17 protein-coding genes and 3 tRNA genes are annotated in these 20,087 nt (G+C 70.0%); 11 read left to right on the plus strand and 9 right to left on the minus strand.

The features are described 5' to 3' along the window. Positions 1 to 284 precede the first annotated feature (284 nt). From IEY60_RS04090 to IEY60_RS04110, 5 genes are all read left to right on the plus strand, one after another. Positions 285 to 356: transfer RNA gene (locus IEY60_RS04090), tRNA-Gly, on the plus strand. A gap of 47 nt (positions 357 to 403) precedes the next feature. Next, positions 404 to 474: transfer RNA gene (locus IEY60_RS04095), tRNA-Cys, on the plus strand. Position 475: 1 nt separating this feature from the next. Continuing rightward, positions 476 to 550: transfer RNA gene (locus IEY60_RS04100), tRNA-Val, on the plus strand. 175 nt (positions 551 to 725) lie between these two features. After that, positions 726 to 1,799 (plus strand): phospho-N-acetylmuramoyl-pentapeptide-transferase, encoded by a 1,074-nt coding sequence (mraY, locus tag IEY60_RS04105; RefSeq protein WP_189023909.1) that lies wholly within the window; start codon positions 726 to 728, stop codon positions 1,797 to 1,799. 66 nt (positions 1,800 to 1,865) lie between these two features. Next, complete coding sequence (locus tag IEY60_RS04110; protein ID WP_229739527.1) at positions 1,866 to 3,056, plus strand: sigma-70 family RNA polymerase sigma factor; 1,191 nt, start codon at positions 1,866 to 1,868, stop codon at positions 3,054 to 3,056. On the opposite strand, the gene IEY60_RS04115 is transcribed toward IEY60_RS04110, so the two are convergent. Next, positions 3,022 to 3,975: a hypothetical protein gene (locus tag IEY60_RS04115; protein WP_229739528.1), complete on the minus strand. Its 954-nt coding sequence runs from the start codon at positions 3,973 to 3,975 to the stop codon at positions 3,022 to 3,024. The two genes, IEY60_RS04110 and IEY60_RS04115, sit on opposite strands and share 35 nt — an antisense overlap. Before the next feature lie 384 nt (positions 3,976 to 4,359). On the opposite strand from IEY60_RS04115, the gene IEY60_RS04120 reads away from it, so the two are divergent. Further along, positions 4,360 to 6,999, plus strand: coding sequence for a hypothetical protein (locus IEY60_RS04120; RefSeq protein ID WP_189023911.1), 2,640 nt, complete (start codon positions 4,360 to 4,362; stop codon positions 6,997 to 6,999). Here the strand turns inward: IEY60_RS04120 and IEY60_RS04125 are convergent. Together IEY60_RS04125 and IEY60_RS04130 are read right to left on the minus strand one after the other, a co-directional pair. After that, positions 6,996 to 7,922, minus strand: coding sequence for a LysR family transcriptional regulator (locus tag IEY60_RS04125; protein ID WP_189023913.1), 927 nt, complete (start codon positions 7,920 to 7,922; stop codon positions 6,996 to 6,998). The genes IEY60_RS04120 and IEY60_RS04125 overlap by 4 nt on opposite strands. Positions 7,923 to 7,988: 66 nt before the next feature. Next, positions 7,989 to 9,491, minus strand: coding sequence for a flavin-containing monooxygenase (locus IEY60_RS04130; protein WP_189023915.1), 1,503 nt, complete (start codon positions 9,489 to 9,491; stop codon positions 7,989 to 7,991). Between the two features lie 71 nt (positions 9,492 to 9,562). Here IEY60_RS04130 and IEY60_RS04135 point away from each other — a divergent pair, with 71 nt between their 5' ends. Next, on the plus strand, positions 9,563 to 10,102 hold the full coding sequence (locus IEY60_RS04135; protein WP_189023918.1) for a GNAT family N-acetyltransferase: 540 nt from the start codon (positions 9,563 to 9,565) through the stop codon (positions 10,100 to 10,102). A gap of 3 nt (positions 10,103 to 10,105) precedes the next feature. Here IEY60_RS04135 and IEY60_RS04140 read toward each other — a convergent pair whose 3' ends face one another. Then, complete coding sequence (locus IEY60_RS04140; RefSeq protein ID WP_189023920.1) at positions 10,106 to 10,906, minus strand: tyrosine-protein phosphatase; 801 nt, start codon at positions 10,904 to 10,906, stop codon at positions 10,106 to 10,108. A 61-nt stretch (positions 10,907 to 10,967) separates the two neighbouring features. Then, positions 10,968 to 11,987: a cell division protein ZapE gene (gene zapE / locus IEY60_RS04145; RefSeq protein ID WP_189023929.1), complete on the minus strand. Its 1,020-nt coding sequence runs from the start codon at positions 11,985 to 11,987 to the stop codon at positions 10,968 to 10,970. Between the two features lie 35 nt (positions 11,988 to 12,022). On the opposite strand from zapE, the gene IEY60_RS04150 reads away from it, so the two are divergent. The 4 genes from IEY60_RS04150 to msrB all read left to right on the plus strand — a co-directional run bounded on the left by IEY60_RS04150 (position 12,023) and on the right by msrB (position 16,267). Continuing rightward, positions 12,023 to 12,784: a pyrimidine reductase family protein gene (locus IEY60_RS04150; protein ID WP_189023931.1), complete on the plus strand. Its 762-nt coding sequence runs from the start codon at positions 12,023 to 12,025 to the stop codon at positions 12,782 to 12,784. Positions 12,785 to 12,816: 32 nt separating this feature from the next. Then, the gene (locus IEY60_RS04155) at positions 12,817 to 14,370 is read left to right on the plus strand and encodes an alpha/beta hydrolase (RefSeq protein WP_189023933.1); all 1,554 of its coding nucleotides are present in this window, start codon (positions 12,817 to 12,819) and stop codon (positions 14,368 to 14,370) included. Between the two features lie 84 nt (positions 14,371 to 14,454). Then, positions 14,455 to 15,789, plus strand: a complete 1,335-nt coding sequence (locus IEY60_RS04160) for a glycosyltransferase family 87 protein (RefSeq protein ID WP_268241451.1) — start codon at positions 14,455 to 14,457, stop codon at positions 15,787 to 15,789. Positions 15,790 to 15,844: 55 nt separating this feature from the next. Further along, positions 15,845 to 16,267 carry a peptide-methionine (R)-S-oxide reductase MsrB gene (msrB, locus tag IEY60_RS04165; protein ID WP_189023937.1) on the plus strand — a complete coding sequence of 141 codons (423 nt, stop codon included), beginning with the start codon at positions 15,845 to 15,847 and terminating at the stop codon, positions 16,265 to 16,267. Between the two features lie 44 nt (positions 16,268 to 16,311). On the opposite strand, the gene hemQ is transcribed toward msrB, so the two are convergent. The 4 genes from hemQ to hemE all read right to left on the minus strand — a co-directional run bounded on the left by hemQ (position 16,312) and on the right by hemE (position 19,861). Next, complete coding sequence (gene hemQ, locus IEY60_RS04170) at positions 16,312 to 17,007, minus strand: hydrogen peroxide-dependent heme synthase (RefSeq protein WP_189023939.1); 696 nt, start codon at positions 17,005 to 17,007, stop codon at positions 16,312 to 16,314. A 60-nt stretch (positions 17,008 to 17,067) separates the two neighbouring features. Next, positions 17,068 to 17,229, minus strand: a complete 162-nt coding sequence (locus IEY60_RS04175) for a hypothetical protein (protein WP_189023941.1) — start codon at positions 17,227 to 17,229, stop codon at positions 17,068 to 17,070. 116 nt (positions 17,230 to 17,345) lie between these two features. Beyond that, positions 17,346 to 18,704: a protoporphyrinogen oxidase gene (locus tag IEY60_RS04180; RefSeq protein ID WP_189023943.1), complete on the minus strand. Its 1,359-nt coding sequence runs from the start codon at positions 18,702 to 18,704 to the stop codon at positions 17,346 to 17,348. Positions 18,705 to 18,805: 101 nt separating this feature from the next. Further along, positions 18,806 to 19,861 carry a uroporphyrinogen decarboxylase gene (gene hemE, locus IEY60_RS04185; protein ID WP_189023945.1) on the minus strand — a complete coding sequence of 352 codons (1,056 nt, stop codon included), beginning with the start codon at positions 19,859 to 19,861 and terminating at the stop codon, positions 18,806 to 18,808. Between the last annotated feature and the right edge of the window lie 226 nt (positions 19,862 to 20,087).

The raw sequence follows: 20,087 nt of genomic DNA on the forward strand, positions 1-20,087 counted from the left end.
TCGACGGTTGACATATATTTCAATGCGCATATCTACGTTGTTTCATGCTCCTGCGACAGACCGCCCCGGGCAAGACCAGCCCTTCCATCGTTGCCGGCACGGACGACGCGAGGCCTCTACGCCGCCCACACTCCCCTATCGACCATCCGAACAACACGCCTGTAATTCACATTTAGGCCCATCTACCAGGCGATTTGTAGTCTGCGCCGACCGTCGGCTAATGTTTTCCTCGCACCACGGAGAGCAGCCAAGCCGACAGGCCGACTGCCTCCGGAAGTGTGAATGCGGATGTAGCGCAGTGGTAGCGCATCACCTTGCCAAGGTGAGGGTCGCGGGTTCAAATCCCGTCATCCGCTCGAGAGGTAGGTTAGGCAACTAAGCAAGATGCCATCCTCCTTTGCGCGGTGGAGTGGCCGAGTGGTGAGGCAACGGCCTGCAAAGCCGTGCACACGGGTTCGATTCCCGTCTCCACCTCGCGCGATTAGCTCAGCGGGAGAGCGCTTCCCTGACACGGAAGAGGTCACTGGTTCAATCCCAGTATCGCGCACCACAGGAAGGCCCCGGTTTCGACCGGGGCCTTCTTGCGTTTCCCGGTCGCCGGCGCCGGGCATAGATGTAACCCAGGTCACTCACGGCCCGGATTCCGTCGACGCTCCCCTAGGATCGGCACTCGGCGTCGCCGGGCCGGTCAATGGTGGCGCGGACCGGCGGTTTGGAGGGTGCAGTTGAGGCAGATCCTGTTGTCGGCGGGGATCTCCCTGTTCGTCACCATCACCCTCACCCCTGTGCTGATCCGGGTGTTCGCGCGGCGCGGGTTCGGGCAGGAGATCCGGATCGACGGGCCTGCCAGTCACCACGCCAAACGCGGCACGCCGACGATGGGTGGGCTGGCGATCGGCGCGGGTGTGTGGGCCGGGTTCCTCGGGTCGCACCTGATCGGATTGCTGTGGGACGCACCGGGACCCAGCGCGTCCGGCGTGCTGGTGCTGTTGCTGGCTTCTGCGCTGGGAATGGTCGGCTTCCTCGACGATTCGATCAAGCTCCGCAAGCATCGCAATCTCGGGTTGACCGCGGCGGGTAAGTATCTCGGGCAGATCGGCGCCGCGGTCGTGTTCGCGGTGCTGGCGCTGCGGTTCCCCGGCGCCACCGGGCTGACACCGGCCGGGAACAACCTCTCCTATGTCCGCGACATCAACACCATCGCCTTCGGCTCGCTGATCTTCATCGCGTTCATCTGCCTGCTGGTGGTGGCCTGGTCGAACGCGGTCAACATCACCGACGGACTCGACGGGCTGGCGGCGGGATCGATGAGCCTGACTCTCGGCGCGTACGTGGTGATCACGCTGTGGCAGTTCGAGAACTCGTGTGAGCTCAGTCCCGGCCGGGGTTGCTACACCGTGCGCGACCCTCTCGACCTGGCGGTGGTCAGCGCGGCCGCGGCGGGCGCCTGCATCGGATTCCTGTGGTGGAACGCGGCGCCCGCGAAGATCTTCATGGGCGACACCGGCTCGCTCGGGCTGGGCGGGCTGGTGGCGGGGCTGTCGATCACCAGCCGCACCGAACTGCTCGCGGTGGTGCTCGGCGCGCTGTTCGTCGCGGAGATCCTGTCGGTGCTGCTGCAGATCGTAGTCTTCCGCACCACCCACACGCGGCTGTTCCGGATGGCGCCGTTCCATCATCACTTCGAACTGAACAACTGGCCCGAGACGGCGGTGATCATCCGGTTCTGGGTGCTGGGCGGCATCGCGTCGGCCATCGGGCTGTGCCTGTTCTACGGCGAATACATCACCGCGCTCTAGCCGGGCGCTGTCGGTGGCCCCGGCTACGCTGACCCGACACAGCGAGCCGAGCGGGAGGTTGCCCAGTTGAGTGCCGGGAGCGGGCGGGAAATCGACCACGACATCGCCGCCGATGTCTCCTTCGAGCTCGAGGAACTGGACGAGCTGGTGGCCGAACTGCTCACCGAGCACGCCGAGCGCGCCGCCAGGGACGCGCGGATCGTCGCCCTGCGCCTGGGCATCGGCGGGCAGCGCCCGGAAACCCTCACCCGCATCGGCGCCCGCTACGACCTGGCTCGCGACCGGGTCCGCCAGCTCTATGCCAAGGCGATCGGGCAGATCGTGCGGGAAGCGGCCCGCTCCGGGCATCGCTGCGCCGAGGTGTTCGGGCACCGGTATCCGCGTGACGCGGGTGATCTGCGCCTGGTGCGGGAACTGCTCGCCGAGACCTATGCCACCGACACCGATCTGGTGGCGATGGAATGGTCGTATCTGAAGCTGCGCCTGGCCGGGCACGACCAGGCCGACGCCAAGCGCGTCGCCGGGTACGTGATGCAGCGAATCCTGGGCTGGCAGAAGAAGACCGCCAGCATCCTGGCCAAACTGCAGCCGCTCGACGAGGCAGGCGAGCTGGGGCCGCTGCTCGACGACGTCGAGTGGTCCACCGGTGCCCCGGCTCCCCTGCCGACCGCGTCGGCCCGGGTCGCCGACGGTGACGACGAGGGACGCGGCCGCTTCTACCTCGCCACCGTCGGACGCGACGTCGCCTACGACTCCGCCCTGGCGGCGCGCCTGCTGCGAACCCTCGACGCGGACCCGCTGGCGACCGCGTTCCAAGAGGAGCCGACCGCGCTCACCTACCGCTTCGCCGGCGAGGACCACGTGCACTATCCGGCGGTCGCCGCCCAGCTCACCGACGGCCGGATCGTGCTCGTCGACGTCATCCCACTGGGCCGGATCGCCTTCCACCACACCAGAATCCAGAGCGAACTGGGTCGCGCCTACGCCCACGAGCACGGCTGGGGCTGGCTGACCTGGACCGGCAGCGCCCTCGACCCAGCGCGGCTGCGCGCGCGCACGATCGACCCGGCGATCGAGGCACGCATCGCCGCCGATCTGGCGCGAGGTCCCTACGATGGGCGCGCGCTGACAGCCGTGCGCGCCGAGACCGGTCTGGAACTACTCGACCTGGCCGGGCTCGTGCTGCGCAACGACTGGCAATGGGACCGCACGCCCCTGCGGCTCAGCGCGTCACCATCGCGCCCGCCATCACCGTGATCACCAGCAACATCGCGCAGCAGGTGAGCCACTGCCACTGATTGATCGTGCGATCCATCCGCCCGATCGTCGCGCGCAAGCCCATCGCGATCCGCTGCTGGGCGACGAGTTCGCTGCGCACCCCGGCCAGGGTGATGGCCTCGGCGTCGGCGTTCACGCCCGCGCGGTCGATCCGGTGGTGCAGGCGGGTGACCAGCTTCTGCTTGTCCCGCACGGTCTGGCGTGACACCGCCAGCTCCACCCGCTGATCACGCAGCTCCCTGCGCTGATGCTCGATCATGGCGGCCTGCGCCGCGGTATGCCGTTCCCAGGTGTCCACCTCGGCCCACCCTCCTGTCGTCAGATCCGCATGACCCCAATGCATCTCGCCGGTTACCCAGCCCTCGAGGAAGTCACGCAATTCCCAGCTCGCCCGCGTCGGCGCGGCGAAACCCGTCTCGCCGGCGGCGAGGATGCCCTGGTCGATCCGGTAGTCGGCGGCCGCGGGCGCGAAGTCGGCGATGCCGACCGCGGGGACCAGCGGCACCCAGTAGCCCTGCGGGCACACCCACAGCACGTCATCGATTCCGGCGGCCTGCAGTCGTTTTCGGTGCGCTCTGGCCGCGGTGATGTCGAGCGGGCCGCTGTGCACCTCGACGACGCAGCGGCGGTCGCCGCGACGCCAGTAGATGTCCACGGGAATGTCGCCGATCCTGGCGTCCACCTCGGCCTCGTCGGCGCCCGCCGCCGTCAGCCTGCCGCAGATCCAGTGTTCGAGTCGCTGGGTATTCCACTGCGTCGCCACACATTCGGGGCAACCACACCCATACCCGGTTCGTTCGGGTGCCGCGCGCCTGGTGCCCTCGGAGATGCCGAGTTCGTCGAGCAGCGCCCGTCGTCCGCACACCACTTGGGTGTCACTTCGCCGCTTCGTCCTCACACCATCACTCCCTCACCGGGCACCCTGACGTGTGCCCGCGCCCACGCCCTGCTCTCCAGGTTGACGCAGCCGCCGACATGCCGCCAGCCCCCTTGACCCGCGCTCGGGTGCGTCACCGGCCGGTGATCGAGATCACACCAGCGACTCTGCTTGTATATCAAGCTATTTCATTGTGCCAACGTCGCAGAACGTCGCCGAGATCTTGATCATTTCGATACACAGACCGGGCCTGTTGCCCGTCCGTTTCATCCTGATTACCGATCGGTTCGGCGCGTCGCCGATCCGGTCACCGGGACATCGCGAGGACACGATCGGGGCCGCCGGTGGATATGATCGCTGCGGCCGGGGCGGGCACGCTCGCCGAGCACGGGAAGTAGGGTGTGCATGAACCACGCTGAGCACGACGAATCCATCGGGTCGATGCTGGCGAGTATCGCCGCGGCGCTGCGTGAGGTCAGTGACAAGCTCGATATCGTCGCCGCCCGGGTGCAGCAGGAAGTTCCGCCCTTCCCCGCCGACGAGGACATCCCCGACCAGACCAGGATCCGCAGGCTCGAATCCTGGGCATTCCATGCGTCACAGGACATTTCGCGGCTGAGTTCCCGGTTGGACGCACTCGACGGCGGAGAAGCCGAGCAGGCGCCGCCGCGGGCGGGTCGCGGGACGCGCAGTCGGCGGGAAGTCCGGGAGGCCGCGGAAGCCGCCGAGCGGGCGGCCGCCGATCTGGACGAGGGGGCGGCCGAGCCGGACCGCGCCGTGCGGCCCCCGCTGGAGCGCCGCAACTCCCGCACCGATCACCTCGGCGATCCGACCTGGCCGATCACCGTCGCCCCGGTTCCCCGGCCCTCGGCCGCGTTCGAGTCGGCCGGTGAGGTCGCGGCACTGCTGGGGTCCGAGGGTGCTCCGCGGTCGCCGTTCACGGCGCCGGAGGCCCAGTCGCGTCCCGGTCGCGTCGCCGTGCAGGCGGAGGGTTCCGCAGGCGGCTCGACGGTGCCGCCCACCGGCCGGGTGTCGACCGTGTCGGCCGTCGACACGGCTTCTCGTGGCGTTTCGGTGTCGGACGACAGTGCCGAGGCGCGCACGCAGAACGGGACGCCCGTCACGGTGAACGGCGCGCAGCCGATCGACCGCGCGCAGCGACTGAATGGAGCACGGTCGGCGGACGCGGCCGTGAACGGTGCACGGGCAGAGGAGCGCCCCACACTGAACGGCGCAGCGTCGAACGGCGCTCAGGCCCCGAACGGCGCGGCGCCCCTGCGCACTACGCAGGCTGCCAACGGCGCAGGAACAGTGAATGGCGTTGCAACGATCGACGGCGCCGAGCCGCTCGAGGCACGGCCGCTGAACCCTGCGGCGCCCCAGGTCGGCGAGGCGGTGTCTACCCCCGCCCGCGATGCGGTGCCGGCGCAGGACGGCGGCACACAACCGGCCGTAGCCGGCGGAGCGGAATCCGCGCCTGTTGCCACCGCAGCAGGCGGTACATCGAATTCGATATCGGGGGACGACATCGGAGTGGCTGAGAGTGATCCGGCGGCTGGTGGACGGGGATCCGACGATGCCGAGATCACCGTGCCCAGCCGCGTTGCCGCGCAGTCGGTGACGGGAAGCGGACATCAGGGTGCGGTGCGCGCGGATGACAGTGTGATCCAGTCTCTCGAATGGCAAGTCACGCAGCGGTTGTCGAGCAATGGGTCCGGTCAGGGTGGCTGGACGGACCGGGCGGGGCGGAATGCCGACTCCGGTGAAGGTGCCGGATCGAACTCGGTGCTCGGGCGTGACGGCGCATCCTCGGGAACGCGGTCCGACGATTCGGCGACGCTCGGATCCTCCTCGCTTCCGGGCAGCGCGGAGGTCGGTGACGTCGTGCGCGGTGGCGACGTGACGCTGTCCGGCATCACCGGAGATCAGGCGAATACCGCTGCCATGAATGCGATGCCGGAGGGGCGGGCCGATATCGGACAACGCCCCGGGGTCGAGCGGGCGCAGCCGGTGGGTAGGCCCGCCGAAGGTACGGCTGCATCGGTCGGGGATGCCGGAGCGCGGCCCGGTGCGCCGGAGGCTCTGTCCAGCACCGGTATCGACGCCACCGGGGGCGATACGAGCCGGGCCGTGACTGACCCGCGGTCGTCCGGTCTCACCGCAGGCGGCCGCACCGGGCCCGCGGCGAACGGCTACTCGGCCAACGGATTCGGTGTGCCGGTCACCGCGACGCCGACCCCCACCTCGGGTTCCACCGCCAACGGCATCCACTGGACATTCACCGACGAGGACGCGACCCTCCCGACCCCGAGCCGGAACGGGCACGCCCGCAACGGTTTCACCGGCGGCGACTCCCCGCACCGCACCGAGTCGATCTTCGACGACTTCACTCCCCGCGAGCGCCTCACCACCACCCCGTCCGGTGACGAAGCGCCCACCCCCGCAGGCCCACCGGCCCGCCTATCCGCGCCCAAGAGCCACGCCGATACCGGCACCAACGGTTTCGACGCCGCGACCCCGAGCCTTGATCCCGCTCTCCCCCACGGCAACTCCCCCGACCTCGGCACACCCGCCGGTGGCAACGCTTCTACCAACGGCCGCGACGAGCACACCCTCCACACAGCCACGGAGTTCGGCACATCGCAGAATCTCGGCGCTTCCACCAACGGCCGCGGCGAGCTCACTCACGGCGCGCCCGCCGATTTCGGCGGATCGGCGAATTCGAATGGTTTCGCCGACGGTCGTGGGCCCGCGTCCTTCGATCCCGCCCTGGACCACGGCACGCAGTCCGATTTCGGGGCGCCGACGAGCGCGGGTGATGTTGCGCCGGTGACGAGTCCGCTCGACCGAGTGGTCACCGATCCGGCTCCGCCGACCGCTACCGATGCCGCGGGGCTCACCGTGACCGGGACATTCCGGGCGTTCGATATCGAGCGCGCGCATGTCGACAAGTTGCAGGCGATGCTCGACGAATTGAAGCGGTCGGCCGGGTTGCCGCCGGGGCGGCGGGACGCGTTCGGGCCGCCGACGACGGAGGCGGGCTAGGCGGGTGCCGCTACCCGCGCCTGGTCAGGTGTGTCGTGGAGGACGGCGCCGATGAGATCACGCAGGGCACGGTGGCCTGCGTCGGCGGTGTTGCGCGGGTGCCAGGCCATCGCGACGACGGGGGCAGGCAGTGGGAGGGGGATTTCGAACATGGTCAGGCCGAGGGCGGTGCGGGCGGGCCGGGACAGGAGTTCCGGTACGGGACAGACCAGTTCGGTCGAGCCGACGGTGAACAGGGCGGTGGCCAGGTCGGGCACCGTGGCGAGCACACGGCGGGTGCGGCCGTGCAGCGCCAGCCGGTCGTCGATGGGGCTGTGGGTCCGGCCGGTGGCCGAGACTTCCAGGTGCTGGGCGGAGGCGTAGGCGGCGACGGTGGGCCGGTCGGCGCCGAACGGGTGGCCCGCGGCGGCGACGCCGACCCAGCGGTCGGCGAACAGACGCTTGACGACGGTTTCGGGATCGGTCTGGCCGATCATGCCGACCTCGACGTCGACGCGTCCGTCCCGCAGGGCGACCGCGGCGTCGCCCGCGTCGGCCGCCAGCAGGCGCACCGTCACGCCGGGTAGCTGGGCACGGACCGCGGCCAGCAGTGGACCGGTCAGTCGCGCGACCACCGAATCGGCCACGCGGACAACGAAATCCCGATGACGGCCTGCCTCGTTCCCGTCGCGGGTGGTCAGCAGCAACCGCGCCTGGTCGACCAGGCCCGCGACATCGTGGCGCAACTCCAGGGCGCGGGGTGTCGGTACCAGCTGCCTGCCGGAGCGTACGAGCAGCGGGTCGCCCAGCACGGCACGCAATCGGGTGAGGGTGCGGCTCATCGCCGAGGTCGACGTGTGTAGACGCCGGGCCGCCTCGGTCACGCTGTTGGTGTCGAGCAGCGCGTCCAGGGCGAGCAGCAGGTTCAGATCCAGCGCATCCACGCCAGGATTATCACCAACGCGATGATCGCCGCCAAGTGTTGCGGCGAGGGCGCTCCGGCGTGTCGGCTATCCCTCGGCAATCGGCGCCGGCGCCGCGGGAACGGGCAGCGGGCGATCGCGCAGGACCCGGCGGTAGGAGGCGGGCCGCACGGGACGCACCCACTGCGCCAGCCTGCTTGTCAACGGCAGCGGTGTGCGCAGGTCGTCGAGCATCTCGTCGATATTGCTCAGCGAGAACGGGATCACCGTCGCGCCGTGGGCGTGGTTGCCGTCGGTGCGTTCCCGCGACCAGGACAGCCGCTCGTCGATCTCGGAGTTCATCTGCTCGGGCATGGGCGGCACGAACTTCCCGGTGAGCAGTCCGGCGATCCAGTGCGCGCCGACCTCCGCGTTGAGGGTGCTCACGTTCGAGTTGTTGTAGCCCGCGAAGGTCAGGTTGGGGATCTCGACCGGCAGGATGTTGCGGTAGAGCCGGAAGTCGCCGACCTCGTCGGTGAGGCTGCGCCGCACGAACGGGGTCAGGAACGGCACCTCCTGTCGGTATCCGGTGGCGCACACGACGATCTCGGCCAGCTTGAGTGTGCCGTCGGACAGGCGCACCGCGGGACCGTGCTGCCCGCCGATCAGATCGGTGACGTCGGTATCGCGGTGCACGGTGATCCGGCCCGCGTCGACCTGTTCGGCGAAGCCCTCGGTCGCCAGGCTCGCACTGCTGGTGGCGATGTCCTCGAATTTGCCCTCCGGCAGCAGGCCGAGCTCGCGCAGCCGCAGCTTGCGGGTCACCCGTTCCTGCAGCAGGTCCATGTTGGCCTCGCGCAGGCTGAGCCGGTCGAGCAGGCGTTCGGCCCGGCGCGGTTCCCTCGACCGGAAGTGCGCCTCGCCCATCCTGGTCAGCAGCATGCGCTCGTAGTCGACGCCCGCGCCGAACGTGCGCGGCATCTTCCAGGTGAGCTTGCGCGCGACCACGCTGGTGTCGTCGGCGAAGTGGCTGATCGCCTCGGCGACATCGGTGGCCGACTGGCCGTAGCCGATGACGACCACGGAGCGGTCACGCACCTGTTCGAGGTCGTGGAACTCCGAGACGTGGCACAGCCGCCCGCCCGCGGCGCGGAACGCCGACGCGCCGGACAGCGCGGGCATCACCGGATCGCTGAACACGCCGTTGGCGACGATCAGGTGATCGCAGGAGGTGCGTCGCACGCCGTTCTCGTCGCGGACCTCGAGCAGCCAGCCGCTGTCGACCGGGTCGGCGGCGATCACCTCGGTGCCGAGGCGCAGGTGCTCGGCCAGGCCGAACTCGTGCACATACCCGGCGAGGTAGGCCTGCATCTGCTGGCCGTCGGGCCAGCGGGGAAAGTCCTCCGGCATCGGGTGATCGCTGAAGTGGTACGTGAATTTGCTGTTCTGCGCGCGCAGACCCGGATAGCGACGGGTGGCGCTCCACACACCTCCGACATCAGGGGCCCGGTCGAACACCTCGACCGGGAATCCCGCCCGACTCAACACTTTCGCGCAGGCCAAACCCGCAACTCCCGCACCGACGATCCCGATGCGGCTACCGCTCGTCATGGCGAGGAGAGTACTCGGCACGGCGGTCAACCTGCCACCGCCGCCGGGCCGACCCGTGCTGTACTGGAAAGATGACCAACAGTTCCGTCGTCGTCGATCGGGCCGGGCTCTGGGATGCCGAGGAGCTCAGCGATGTCGCCGCGGCCACCTTTCCGCTGGCCTGTCCCCCGGAGGCCACCCAGAGCGACATCGAGATCTTCCTGGACCAGATGCTCTCGGGGGAACGGTTCGGCGAATACCTGTCGGACCCGGACCGGATCGTGCTCAAGGCGGTCGAAGGCGACGAGATCGTCGGCTACGCCATGCTCGTCGCGGGCAGGCCGCGCGATCCCGAGGTCGCGGCCCAGGTGAGCGCGGGCGCGGTGGTCGAGCTGAGCAAGATGTATGTGCTGCCGGGTCATCACGGCAGCGGCGTGTCCGCTGCGTTGATGGAGGCGGCGGTCGCCACGGCGCGCGAGTCGGGTGCGACCGCGGTGTGGCTGGGCGTCAACCAGGTCAACGAGCGCGCGCAGAACTTCTACGCCAAGCACGGATTCGTGCGGGTGGGCACCAAGACCAATACCGTCGGCAATCAGGTGCACGCCGACTATGTGTTCGAGCGGGCTCTGTGAGGCTCAGCTGAGCAGCGCGGATCGCAGCGCGGCGACCTCCGCGCCGGTCAGGCCGAGACCGTCGCGCACATAGCTGCCGAAGCTGCCATAGGACTGGGTCGCCTGGTCGAAGGCCGCGTCGAGCCAGCTCTGCTGCACGCCGTTGAGCGGGTCGGCGGGCGACGCGTTGCGGTAGGTGTTGGAGGCCAGGTAGTCGGCGGTGACGGTGTCGCGGTCGACGCCGAGCAGCGTCAGCAGGACCGCCGAGGTCCAGCCGGTGCGGTCCTTGCCCGCGCTGCAGTGATACAGCACGCCCGCGCCGTCGGCGGCGATGATGTCGCGCAGCACCGCGGCGAACGCCTGGTTCGCGCCGGGAGCGGTGATGAACGCCCGGTACATGCCTTCGCCGCCGAACAGGGCGCCTGCCAGGACCAGCGGCGGTGCCTGGCCGATCACGTCGTAGGCGTTGCCGGTCGCGCCGGCGGGGAGCCGGTCGGCGGCGAGGTCGCGTTCGTAGCCGGTCCGCAGATCGTCGACGACGCGCACGCCGAGCGCGCTCAGCCGGGCCAGGTCATCGGGAGTCGCCTTGTCCAGCGCGCCGGAGCGGAACACCAGCCCGGTGCGGACCCAGCGCCCGTCGGTGGTGCGGTAACCGCCCGCGTCCCTGGCGTTCTGCACCCCGGACAGGCCGATCAGCCGATCGACGGTCCCGGTGTCACTGCTGGGCGCGGGCGCCGCGACGGCCTGGCCGACGACCGGTCCGAGCAGCACCGCCACTCCGGTCGCGGCGGCCAGACTCGCGCGCGCGGCACGACTACGGGTCACGGGGAACTCCTTCGACGACGCCGGGTCACGGTCACGGCAGAACGTACCCGGCGCCCGCGGCCTACGCGGCGGCGGCCTCGAAGCGCGAAAGCGCCAGCAGACGCGAGATCGCGCGCAGGTACTTCTTGCGGTAGCCGCCGTCGAGCATCTCCTGGGAGAAGATCTCGTCGAGTTTGGCGCCCGAGACGGTCACCGGGATGCTGGCGTCGTAGAGGCGGTCGGCGAGTACGACGATGCGCAGGGCGACGGCCTGGTCGGTCACCGGGTGCACGCCGGAGATGAACACCGAGGACACCCCGTTGATCAGCGCGCCGTACTTCGACGGGTGCAGCGTGCTCAGGTGCTTCAGCAGCGCGTCGTAGTCGTCGAGGGTGGAACCCGACGTGGTGGCGGCCCGTTCGGCCAGGATGTCGGGCGAGGTCGGCTCGGGGGCGGGCGGCAGGTCGCGGTGGCGGTAGTCGGGACCGTCGACGCGCACCGGCTCGAAGATGGAGCCGAGCTTCTTGATCTCGCGCAGGAAATCCTGTGCGGCGAAACGACCCTCGCCGAGCTGGCTGGGCAGCGTGTTCGAGGTGGCCGCGATGGAGACGCCCGCGGCGGAGAGCTCGGTGAGCAGGCGCGAGACCATGGTGGTGTCGCCCGGATCGTCGAGCTCGAACTCGTCGATGCACAGCAGGCTGTTGCCGGAGAGGCGCTCGACGGCGTTGACGAAGCCCAGCGCGCCGACCAGGTTGGTCAGCTCACCGAAGGTGCCGAACGACTTGGCCGCGGGCGCGCTGTGGAAGATCGAGGCGAGCAGGTGGGTCTTGCCGACGCCGAAGCCACCGTCGAGATACAGGCCCGCACCGGTGACGGCCTTCTTCTTGCCGAACAGGCTCTTCTTGGATCCGGCCTTGTGGATCTTGGCGACCTGACCGGCGAATTCCTCGGCCTTATGCACCGCGGCCGCCTGGCTGGGTTCCTTCGGGTCGGGAATGTAGGAGGCGAAGCTGACCTCGTCGAACATGGGCGGGGGCACCATCTGCGCGACGAGCTGGTCGGCCGGGACCTCCGGATGGCGATCGACGAGGCGTTCTTGCATGAACGAATCGTACGGACGTGGTTGCATCGGTTCCTATGCAGCGTATCCACAATGTGACCCAGCTCGCAGACCTCGACGACGACGCACTGGCCAGGTGCTATGCCTATCCCCGGCACCTGGAGCGCCCCTGGGTGCGGGCCAACTTCGTGAACAGTATCGACGGCGCGTTCACCGTGGACGGCGTGTCCGCGGGGCTCGGCACCGATGCCGACCACCGGGTGTTCACGCTGTTGCGTGAACTGGCGGAGGTGATCGTCATCGGGGCGGGCACCGTGCGCGCGGAGAACTACGGCGGCGCGCATCCGGATCCGGATCGGCGCCGCGCGCACTTCCAGCACGGCATCGGCGGATCGGCCGACGGCACCCCGCCGCCGATCGCGGTGGTCACCGCGAGCGCGCGGCTCGATCCGGCGTCGAAGTTCTTCACCGACGCCGAGGTCGCGCCGTTGATCATCACCACCGCCCACGCCGACAAGGACCAGGTCGCCGCGCTCGAGCAGGCGGGCGCGCAGATCGTGGTGGCCGGTGAGGCCGCGATCATGCCGTCCGCGCTGGTGCGGGTGTTCGCCGAGCGCGGCCTGCACCGGGTGCTGTGCGAGGGCGGGCCGCATCTGTTCGGGCAGCTGGCCGAGGCGGATCTGGTCGACGAGTTGTGCCTGAGCACCGCGCCGATGCTGGTCGGCGGGGCGGGTGGGCGAATCTCGCTGTCGGCGAGCACTTTCGACACCCCGATGAGCCGCAAGCAGCTGGTGCTCGCCGAGGACGGCACCGTGCTGGCCCGGTGGGCCCGTCGATGAAACCTGGCGCCGAACCTGGCAGTGTGTAGCCCATGCGCTGGACTCGGGCCGCGGCGACGGCCGCGACACTGTCGATCATGCTCGCGGGCTGCGGAGCCGGACCGTCGGATCGGCCCGTCGTCGCTGTCGAGCGCCCCGGTGCGGGCGGCGGGCAGACCGAGGAACCCGCCGTGCCGGATCTCGCCAAGGCCGAAGTCCCGAAAACCGACCTGGCCTGGAAGGACTGCACCGCGTCGACCCTGGGTTCGCTCGATTTCGGCGCGGCTCCGGCAGGCCTGGTTCTCGAGTGCGCCGATTTCGCGACCCCGATCGACACCGCGGGCACGGTGCTCGGCACGTTCCGGGCGGGCGCCCTGCGCGCGCGGCTGCCGCAGACCCCCGCCGACGCGGCGCCGCTGGTGCTCACCTCCGGCGCCGACCGCTCGTCGGCCTCGACACTGGCGGGTCTGGCGCTGGGCCCGAACAGCGCGTTGCTGGCCGCCCAGCCGATCGTGGCCGTCGACCGGCGCGGGATCGGCGCCTCCCAGCCCATCGACTGCATTCCCGCCCAGCTGCGCGCGGTGATGGCCGAGCTCGGCCAGTTCGGGGTGGGCAGCAACGATCAGGTCGGCGCGGTCGCCGGCTACAGCCAGGACGCGACCATCGCCTGCCGTGACTTCCTGCAGCCCTACGAGGGCACCTTCGACGCCCCGCACGCCGCCGACGACATCGAGCAGCTGCGCAAGCAGTGGCAGGTCGAGAAGATCAACCTGATCGGCACCGGCAACGGCGCCAAGGTCGCGCTCAGCTATGCCCGCCGCTACGGCGGCCACCTGGCCCGGCTCGTGCTGGATGCCCCCGAACCGGTCGGCGCGGACGCGACCACGATGGCCGAAGCCGCCGTCACCGGCGCCGAGGCCGCCCTGACCGCCTTCGCCCAGCGCTGCAAGGCCGCCAACTGCGCACTCGGCCCCGACCCGCGCGCGGCGGTCATCGCACTGATGAACAAGGCGACCACCGGCGCGCTCGGCGATATCTCGGCCGCCGACCTCTCGACCGCGCTCACCGGCTTCCTGTCCAGCCCGCGCGGCGACCAGGCGAGCCGGGTGACCGCGCTGGCCGACATCCTCGCCGCCGCCGACCGCGGTGATCGCGCACCACTGGCCATGCTGGTCATCCGCGAAACCGCCGCGATCAACTCCGACGGCGAGTTCGTCAACCGCTGCACCGACAGCCAGCAGCCGCCGACGCCGGACAAGGCGCGCGAGCTCGCCGGAACTTGGGCGAGCAAATATCCGGTTTTCGGCCGGACCGCCGCGATCGAGCTGATGATCTGCTCGGCCTGGCCGGTCTCCACCGCCCCGCCGCTACCGACCGAGCTCGAGCTGCCGGTGCTGGTGTTCGCCGGCGCCGCCGACCCGATCGTGGGCGGAGCCGCGGCCTCGGTGACCGGTGCGCTCGGCGCGGCGGGCGCCCGGCACGCCACCATGACCTGGCAGGGGTGGGGACATCCGGTCACCGCCCATTCCGGGTGCGCGCAGAAGGCCGTCGCCGACTACCTCGCCGAGGCGAAATTGCCCGCCGACGGCGGCGCCTGCCCCGCCTGATCCCGGTCGGACGACCAGGTGGTTGCGGCGCGTCCGACGGGTCCGGCGACACCATCGCTACCGGATCCGGTGTACCGTGCCCCAGTGTTGTTCCGACAGCTCGAGCCCCGTACCGCGCGCACGACCGCGGATGTGATCAAGTTCGCTCTGTGGCCCTTCGCGGTCATGACCGTGCTGAATCGTGTCTTCATCAAGGCGATCAACGGCTTCGTCACCGACGATTACCGTCCGGTCTACAACGCCTCGTTCGAGTTCCTCAACGGCAGGCCTTTGTACACCGCCGACTTCTCGTCGGTCGACCCGCACTATCTCTACTATCCGAGCGGAACACTGCTGATCGCGCCGGTGGCGGTCATCGAATACGAGCTGTCGCGCTGGCTGTTCATCGGGCTCAACGCCGTCGCGATTCTGCTCGCGTGGTACCTGCTGCTTCGCCTGTTCAAGTTCGGTCTCGGCTCCATCGCAGCGCCCGCGCTGCTGCTGGCGATGTTCGCCTCCGAGACGGTGACCAACACATTGGTCTTCACCAATGTCAACGGCTGTCTGCTGCTGGCCGAGTTGGTGTTCCTCCACCTGCTGTTGGCGCGTCGGGATCTCTGGGCCGGTGTCGCACTCGGTTTGAGCATTTCGGTGAAACCGACGCTGGCGCCGTTGCTGCTCGTCGCGGCCGTTCGCGGCCAGTGGAAGGTCTTCATCACCGCGCTCGGTGTGCCGTTGACGCTCACCGCGATCGCCTGGCCGCTGTCGGCGGATCCCGAGAAATTCTTCACCCGTGTCGTGCCGTATCTGGCGCAGACGCGCGACTACTTCAACAGTTCGGTCGGTGGTAACGGGCTGTACTACGGGCTGCCGCACTGGATGATCCTGCTGATCCAGGCGCTGATGGCCGGTGTCGTCGCGGTGACGCTGTGGCTGCTGTGGCGCTACTACCGTGACGACGAGCTCTTCTTCGTCACCACCTTCTCCGGTGTGCTGCTCACCGCGTCGTTCCTGCTGCTCTCGCTGGGCCAGATGTACTACTCGATGATGCTGTTCCCGTTCCTGATGTCGGTGGTGCTGCGCAATTCGGTGCTGCGCAACTGGCCGGCCTGGCTGGCGATCTTCGGGTTCATGACCTACGACAAGTGGCTGTCGGACCGCTGGCAGAGCACCGGGCGCACGCTCGAGTACCTGCGGGTGACCTTCGGCTGGGGTCTGCTGCTCATCGTCGTGTTCTGCGTGCTCGGCGACCGCTACCTGGCCGCCCGCCGCGAGGGCAGGCTCCAGTTCGGGCTCGACCCGGCGTGGATGGCGAGTGCCCCGGACTCCCGCGACGGCGCCGAAGACGAGAAGCCGGTGGCGGTCTCCCCCGCGCCGGATCGCGACGATCCGGTCGCGCCGGAGGAGCCCGCCGACGACCGCGAGCCCGCGCTGAAGTAGGGATCGGCCGGTGGCGCTCGCGGCGCGCACCGGCCGAAACCATTAGCGTGGAGTGATGAGTTCATCGTTGCCCACGCCGCGCATCCAGCTGACGCCGCAGCAGTGGCGGGCGAAACTGGATCCGCAGGAATACGCCGTTCTCCGTGAGGCCGCCACCGAGCGCCCCTTCGTCGGCGAATACACCGACACCAAGACCGAAGGCGTCTACACCTGTCGCGCCTGTGATGCCGAATTGTTCCGCAGCACCGAGAAATTCGACTCGCACTGCGGCTGGCCGTCGTTCTTCGACCCCGCCGATTCCGACGCGGTGATCCTGCGCGCCGACGACAGCCTCGGCATGCGCCGGGTGGAGGTGCTGTGCGCCAACTGCCACAGCCACCTCGGCCACGTCTTCGAGGGCGAGGGGTATCCCACCCCCACCGACCAGCGCTACTGCATCAACTCGATCGCGTTGCGCCTGCAGCCGACCGGGGAATGACATGAGAAAGGGCCCGGTCCGGCGACCGGGCCCTTGTCGTCTGTTTACGGCAGCGCGGTGACCAGCTGCTCGACCTCGACGCGCGGGCCGGTGAAGAACGGGATCTCCTCGCGCACGTGCAGGCGGGCCTCGGTGGCGCGCAGGTCACGCATGAGGTCGACGATGCGGTGCAGTTCCGGCGCCTCGAAGGCCAGGATCCACTCGTAGTCGCCGAGCGCCATCGAGCTGACGGTGTTGGCCCGCACGTCCGGGTAGCCGCGGGCGGCCTTGCCGTGGTCGGCGAGCATCTTGCGCCGCTCCTCGTCGGGCAGCAGGTACCACTCGTAGGACCGCACGAACGGGTACACGCAGATGTAGTTGCCCGGGTCCTCACCGGCCAGGAACGCCGGGATGTGGCTCTTGTTGAACTCGGCGGGCCGGTGCACCGCCACATTGCTCCACACCGGTGCGCTGGCCCTGCCCAGCTCGGTGGTGCGGCGGAAGTCGGCGTAGGCGGCCTGCAGGTCCTCGACGCGCTCGGCGTGGGTCCACAGCATGAAGTCGGCGTCGGCGCGCAGACCTGCCACGTCGTAGATGCCGCGCAGCACGACGCCCTTGTCGGCGAGGCCGTCGAAGAAGGCCTGTGCTTCCTTGATCGCCTCGGCGCGGTCCTCGCCGAGCACGCCCGGCTGCACCTGGAACACCGAGAACATCAGGTAGCGAATGGTGGAGTTGAGGGCCTGGTAGTCGAGTCGCGCCATGGATCTATGGTGCCACTGCGGCGTTTTCGCCCGCCGGGTGGGCGGGCGCTGGGGCTGCGGTCAGTCCGCGACCGGCCGGGTCGCCCGCCACGGCGAGGATTCCTCGCTGCCGAAGACCGAGGTCACCGTCGTCACCTCGCCCGCGTGCAGTTCCACGGGGCCGAGCTCCGGGTCGAGGAAGAGGGTGCGGGCGCTGGTCGTCTGCTCACCGGTGATGGTCACAGCGCGCGATCATGCAGCATCGCTATCGTTCGCGGTAAGCGACACGCCGCGGGTCACTCAGTGGTGCGCCGGGAAGCCGTCCAGCCCGGTGAACTCGGCCTACAAGGTGACGGCCGCTATTCGACGCGGGAGGCCAGCGTGGTCGCGACGCGCTCGGCGGCCGCGGTACCGGAAGCGACGCAGGCGGGCACGCCGACGCCGTGGAGATAGGCGCCTGCCACCGCGAAGCCGCCGAGGGGGGCGATGGCGGATTCGATGGTGGCGATGCGGTCGGTGTGGCCGGGGGCGTATTGAGGCAGGCCGCCGGGCCAGCGCTGGACGACGGACTGGATCGGGGTGATCTCGATGCCGGTGACAGTGGTCAGATCGGCGACGGCGGCCGCGACGAGGTCGTCGTCGGACCAGGACAGCGGGGATTCGTCGCCGAACCGGCCGAAGGAGGCGCGGACCAGCGCGACCTCCCGGGCGCCCAGATGCGGCCATTTACGGCTGGACAGCGTGAATGCCTTGGCGCGCAAGGGTTCTCCGGTGGCGACGAGGATGCCGGAGTTGTCCGGCAGCCCGGTCTCGCGCGGCAGCGCCATGGCGACCAGGGCCGACGAGGACAGTTCGATGCCGGCGGCGGCCGCGGCCGCGACGGGCGCGACGTAGTGCAGCAGGCGGGCGGTGACGGGCGCCGGGGTGGCCAGGACGACGCCGTCGACCAGGCCGAGCGGGTCGACCACCCAGCCGCCGGGAGCGGCGGCCACCCTGGTCGCCGCCAGGGTGGTGATCAACCGGGCGCCGGACGCCTCGACGAGTGCCCTGAGCAGGGCACCGTAGCCGTCGCGCAGGCCGCCGAAGACCGGCGCGGTACTCGGCGGGGGCAGGGCGTCCCGAACGGCGTCGGTGAGGCTGCGCGCGCCGCGATCGAGAGCGGCGGCGAGGGTCGGCAGCGCGGCCCGCACGCCGATCGAGGCGCTGGTGCCCGCGTAGACGCCGCCCAGCAGCGGGTCGACACTGCGCTCGACGACCTGGCGGCCGAACCGGTCGGCGACGAGGCTGTGGACGTCGGTGTCGCTGCCGGGTTCCCAGTGCAGCGGCCGCTGCGGCTCGGCGGCGACCTGCGCGAGTGTCGCCTCGTCGACGAGGCCGCGCAGCGACTCCGCGTCGGACGGAATCCCCATCAGTGTGCGCCCCGGCAGCGCGTGCGCCGTGCCCTGCGCCCAGACCAGCGGCCGTTTCCCCGCGGGCCGCACCAGCTGATCGTCGAGCCCGAGCTCGCCCATCAGCTCGAGCACCTCAGGCCGTCGTCCGACGAAGGCCTCGGCGCCGAGATCCAGTGGCTCCCCGGCCAATTCACCGGTGTGCAGCACCCCGCCTGGCCGCGCGGCCTGCTCGACAACGACGATGTCGGCGCTGTCCCCGAGCCGCTGCCGCAACCGATACGCCGCGACGAGCCCACTGATTCCGCCACCGATGACCGCGATCCGCATACCTCGACCGTAGCCGCGCCGGCTCACCGCCAGCTACACCTACCCGGTCGATGTCGGCCTGATCACGCGCAGGCACGCGCACCCCGGCTCGCACACAGCGACTACAGCGAGTGCACCAACTCGACCAGCGCGGTCAGCACGCCCGGATCGGTATCCGGCAGCACCCCGTGGCCCAGGTTGAAGATGTGCCCACTCGCGCCCATCGTGATCGCCTCGTCGGCCTCGCGCACGATGCGGCGGGTTTCCTTCTCGACCGCGTCGAACCCGGCGAACAGGATCGCGGGATCCAGGTTGCCCTGCAAGCCCTTTCCGGGACCGACCCGGCGCACGGCGTCGGTGAGCGGCACCCGCCAGTCCACACCGACCACGTCGGCGCCCGCCTCGCCCATCGCGCCGAGCAGCTCGCCGGTGCCGACGCCGAAGTGGATGCGCGGCACGCCCGCCGCGGCGACCTCGGCGAAGACCCGCTCCGAATGCGGCAGCACGTACTCGCGGTAGTCGGCCAGCGACAGCGCACCCGCCCACGAATCGAACAGCTGCACCGCGTCGACGCCCGCGGCCAGCTGGGCCTGCAGGAACGCGATGGTGATATCGGTGAGCGCGCCGAGCAGCGCGTGCCAGGTCTGCGGGTCGGCGTGCATCATCGCCTTGGTGCGCTCGTGATGCTTGCTCGGCCCGCCTTCCACCAGATAGGAGGCCAGGGTGAACGGTGCGCCCGCGAAACCGATGAGCGGGGTGTCGCCGAGCGCGTCGGTCAGCAGGCGCACGCCTTCGGCGACCGCGCCGACCTCTTCGGGCCGCAGCCGCGGCAGCGCGCGCACGTCGGCGGCGGTGCGCACCGGCGAGGCGACCACGGGGCCGACGCCGGGCACGATGTCGAGGTCGATGCCCGCGGCCTTGAGCGGAACGACGATGTCGGAGAACAGGATTGCCGCGTCCACGCCATGCCTGCGGATCGGCTGCATGGTGATCTCACACACCAGCTCCGGGTCGAAGCAGGACTCGAGCATCCCGATGCCCTTGCGCAGTTCCCGGTACTCCGGCAGCGACCGGCCTGCCTGGCGCATGAACCAGACGGGCCGCCTGCTGGGCGTCGCGCCGGTGGCGGCGGCCAGGAACGGGGCATCGGTCAACCGGCGGCGGGTGTAAGTGCTCATCGCTGTTCATCCTAAGCGGACCCCCCATCGATTCCGGTCCGAGGTCGCCGCCGAACGCGCCGCCCGGGAGACGCGACCTCCGCGCCGCACCGACCGGCGGAAATCGGACGAACCGGCCATGGGCCGGACTACGGAGGCAATCGTCGCACGATGTGCACCACACGAGTGCCGAGAATGCGCTCTGCGCAACGCAGCCCGTACCCTGCCGCGTGTGGCGGCGCGCCTC

The sequence above is a fragment of the Nocardia rhizosphaerihabitans genome (assembly GCF_014646295.1).
GTDB classification, from domain to species: domain Bacteria; phylum Actinomycetota; class Actinomycetes; order Mycobacteriales; family Mycobacteriaceae; genus Nocardia; species Nocardia rhizosphaerihabitans.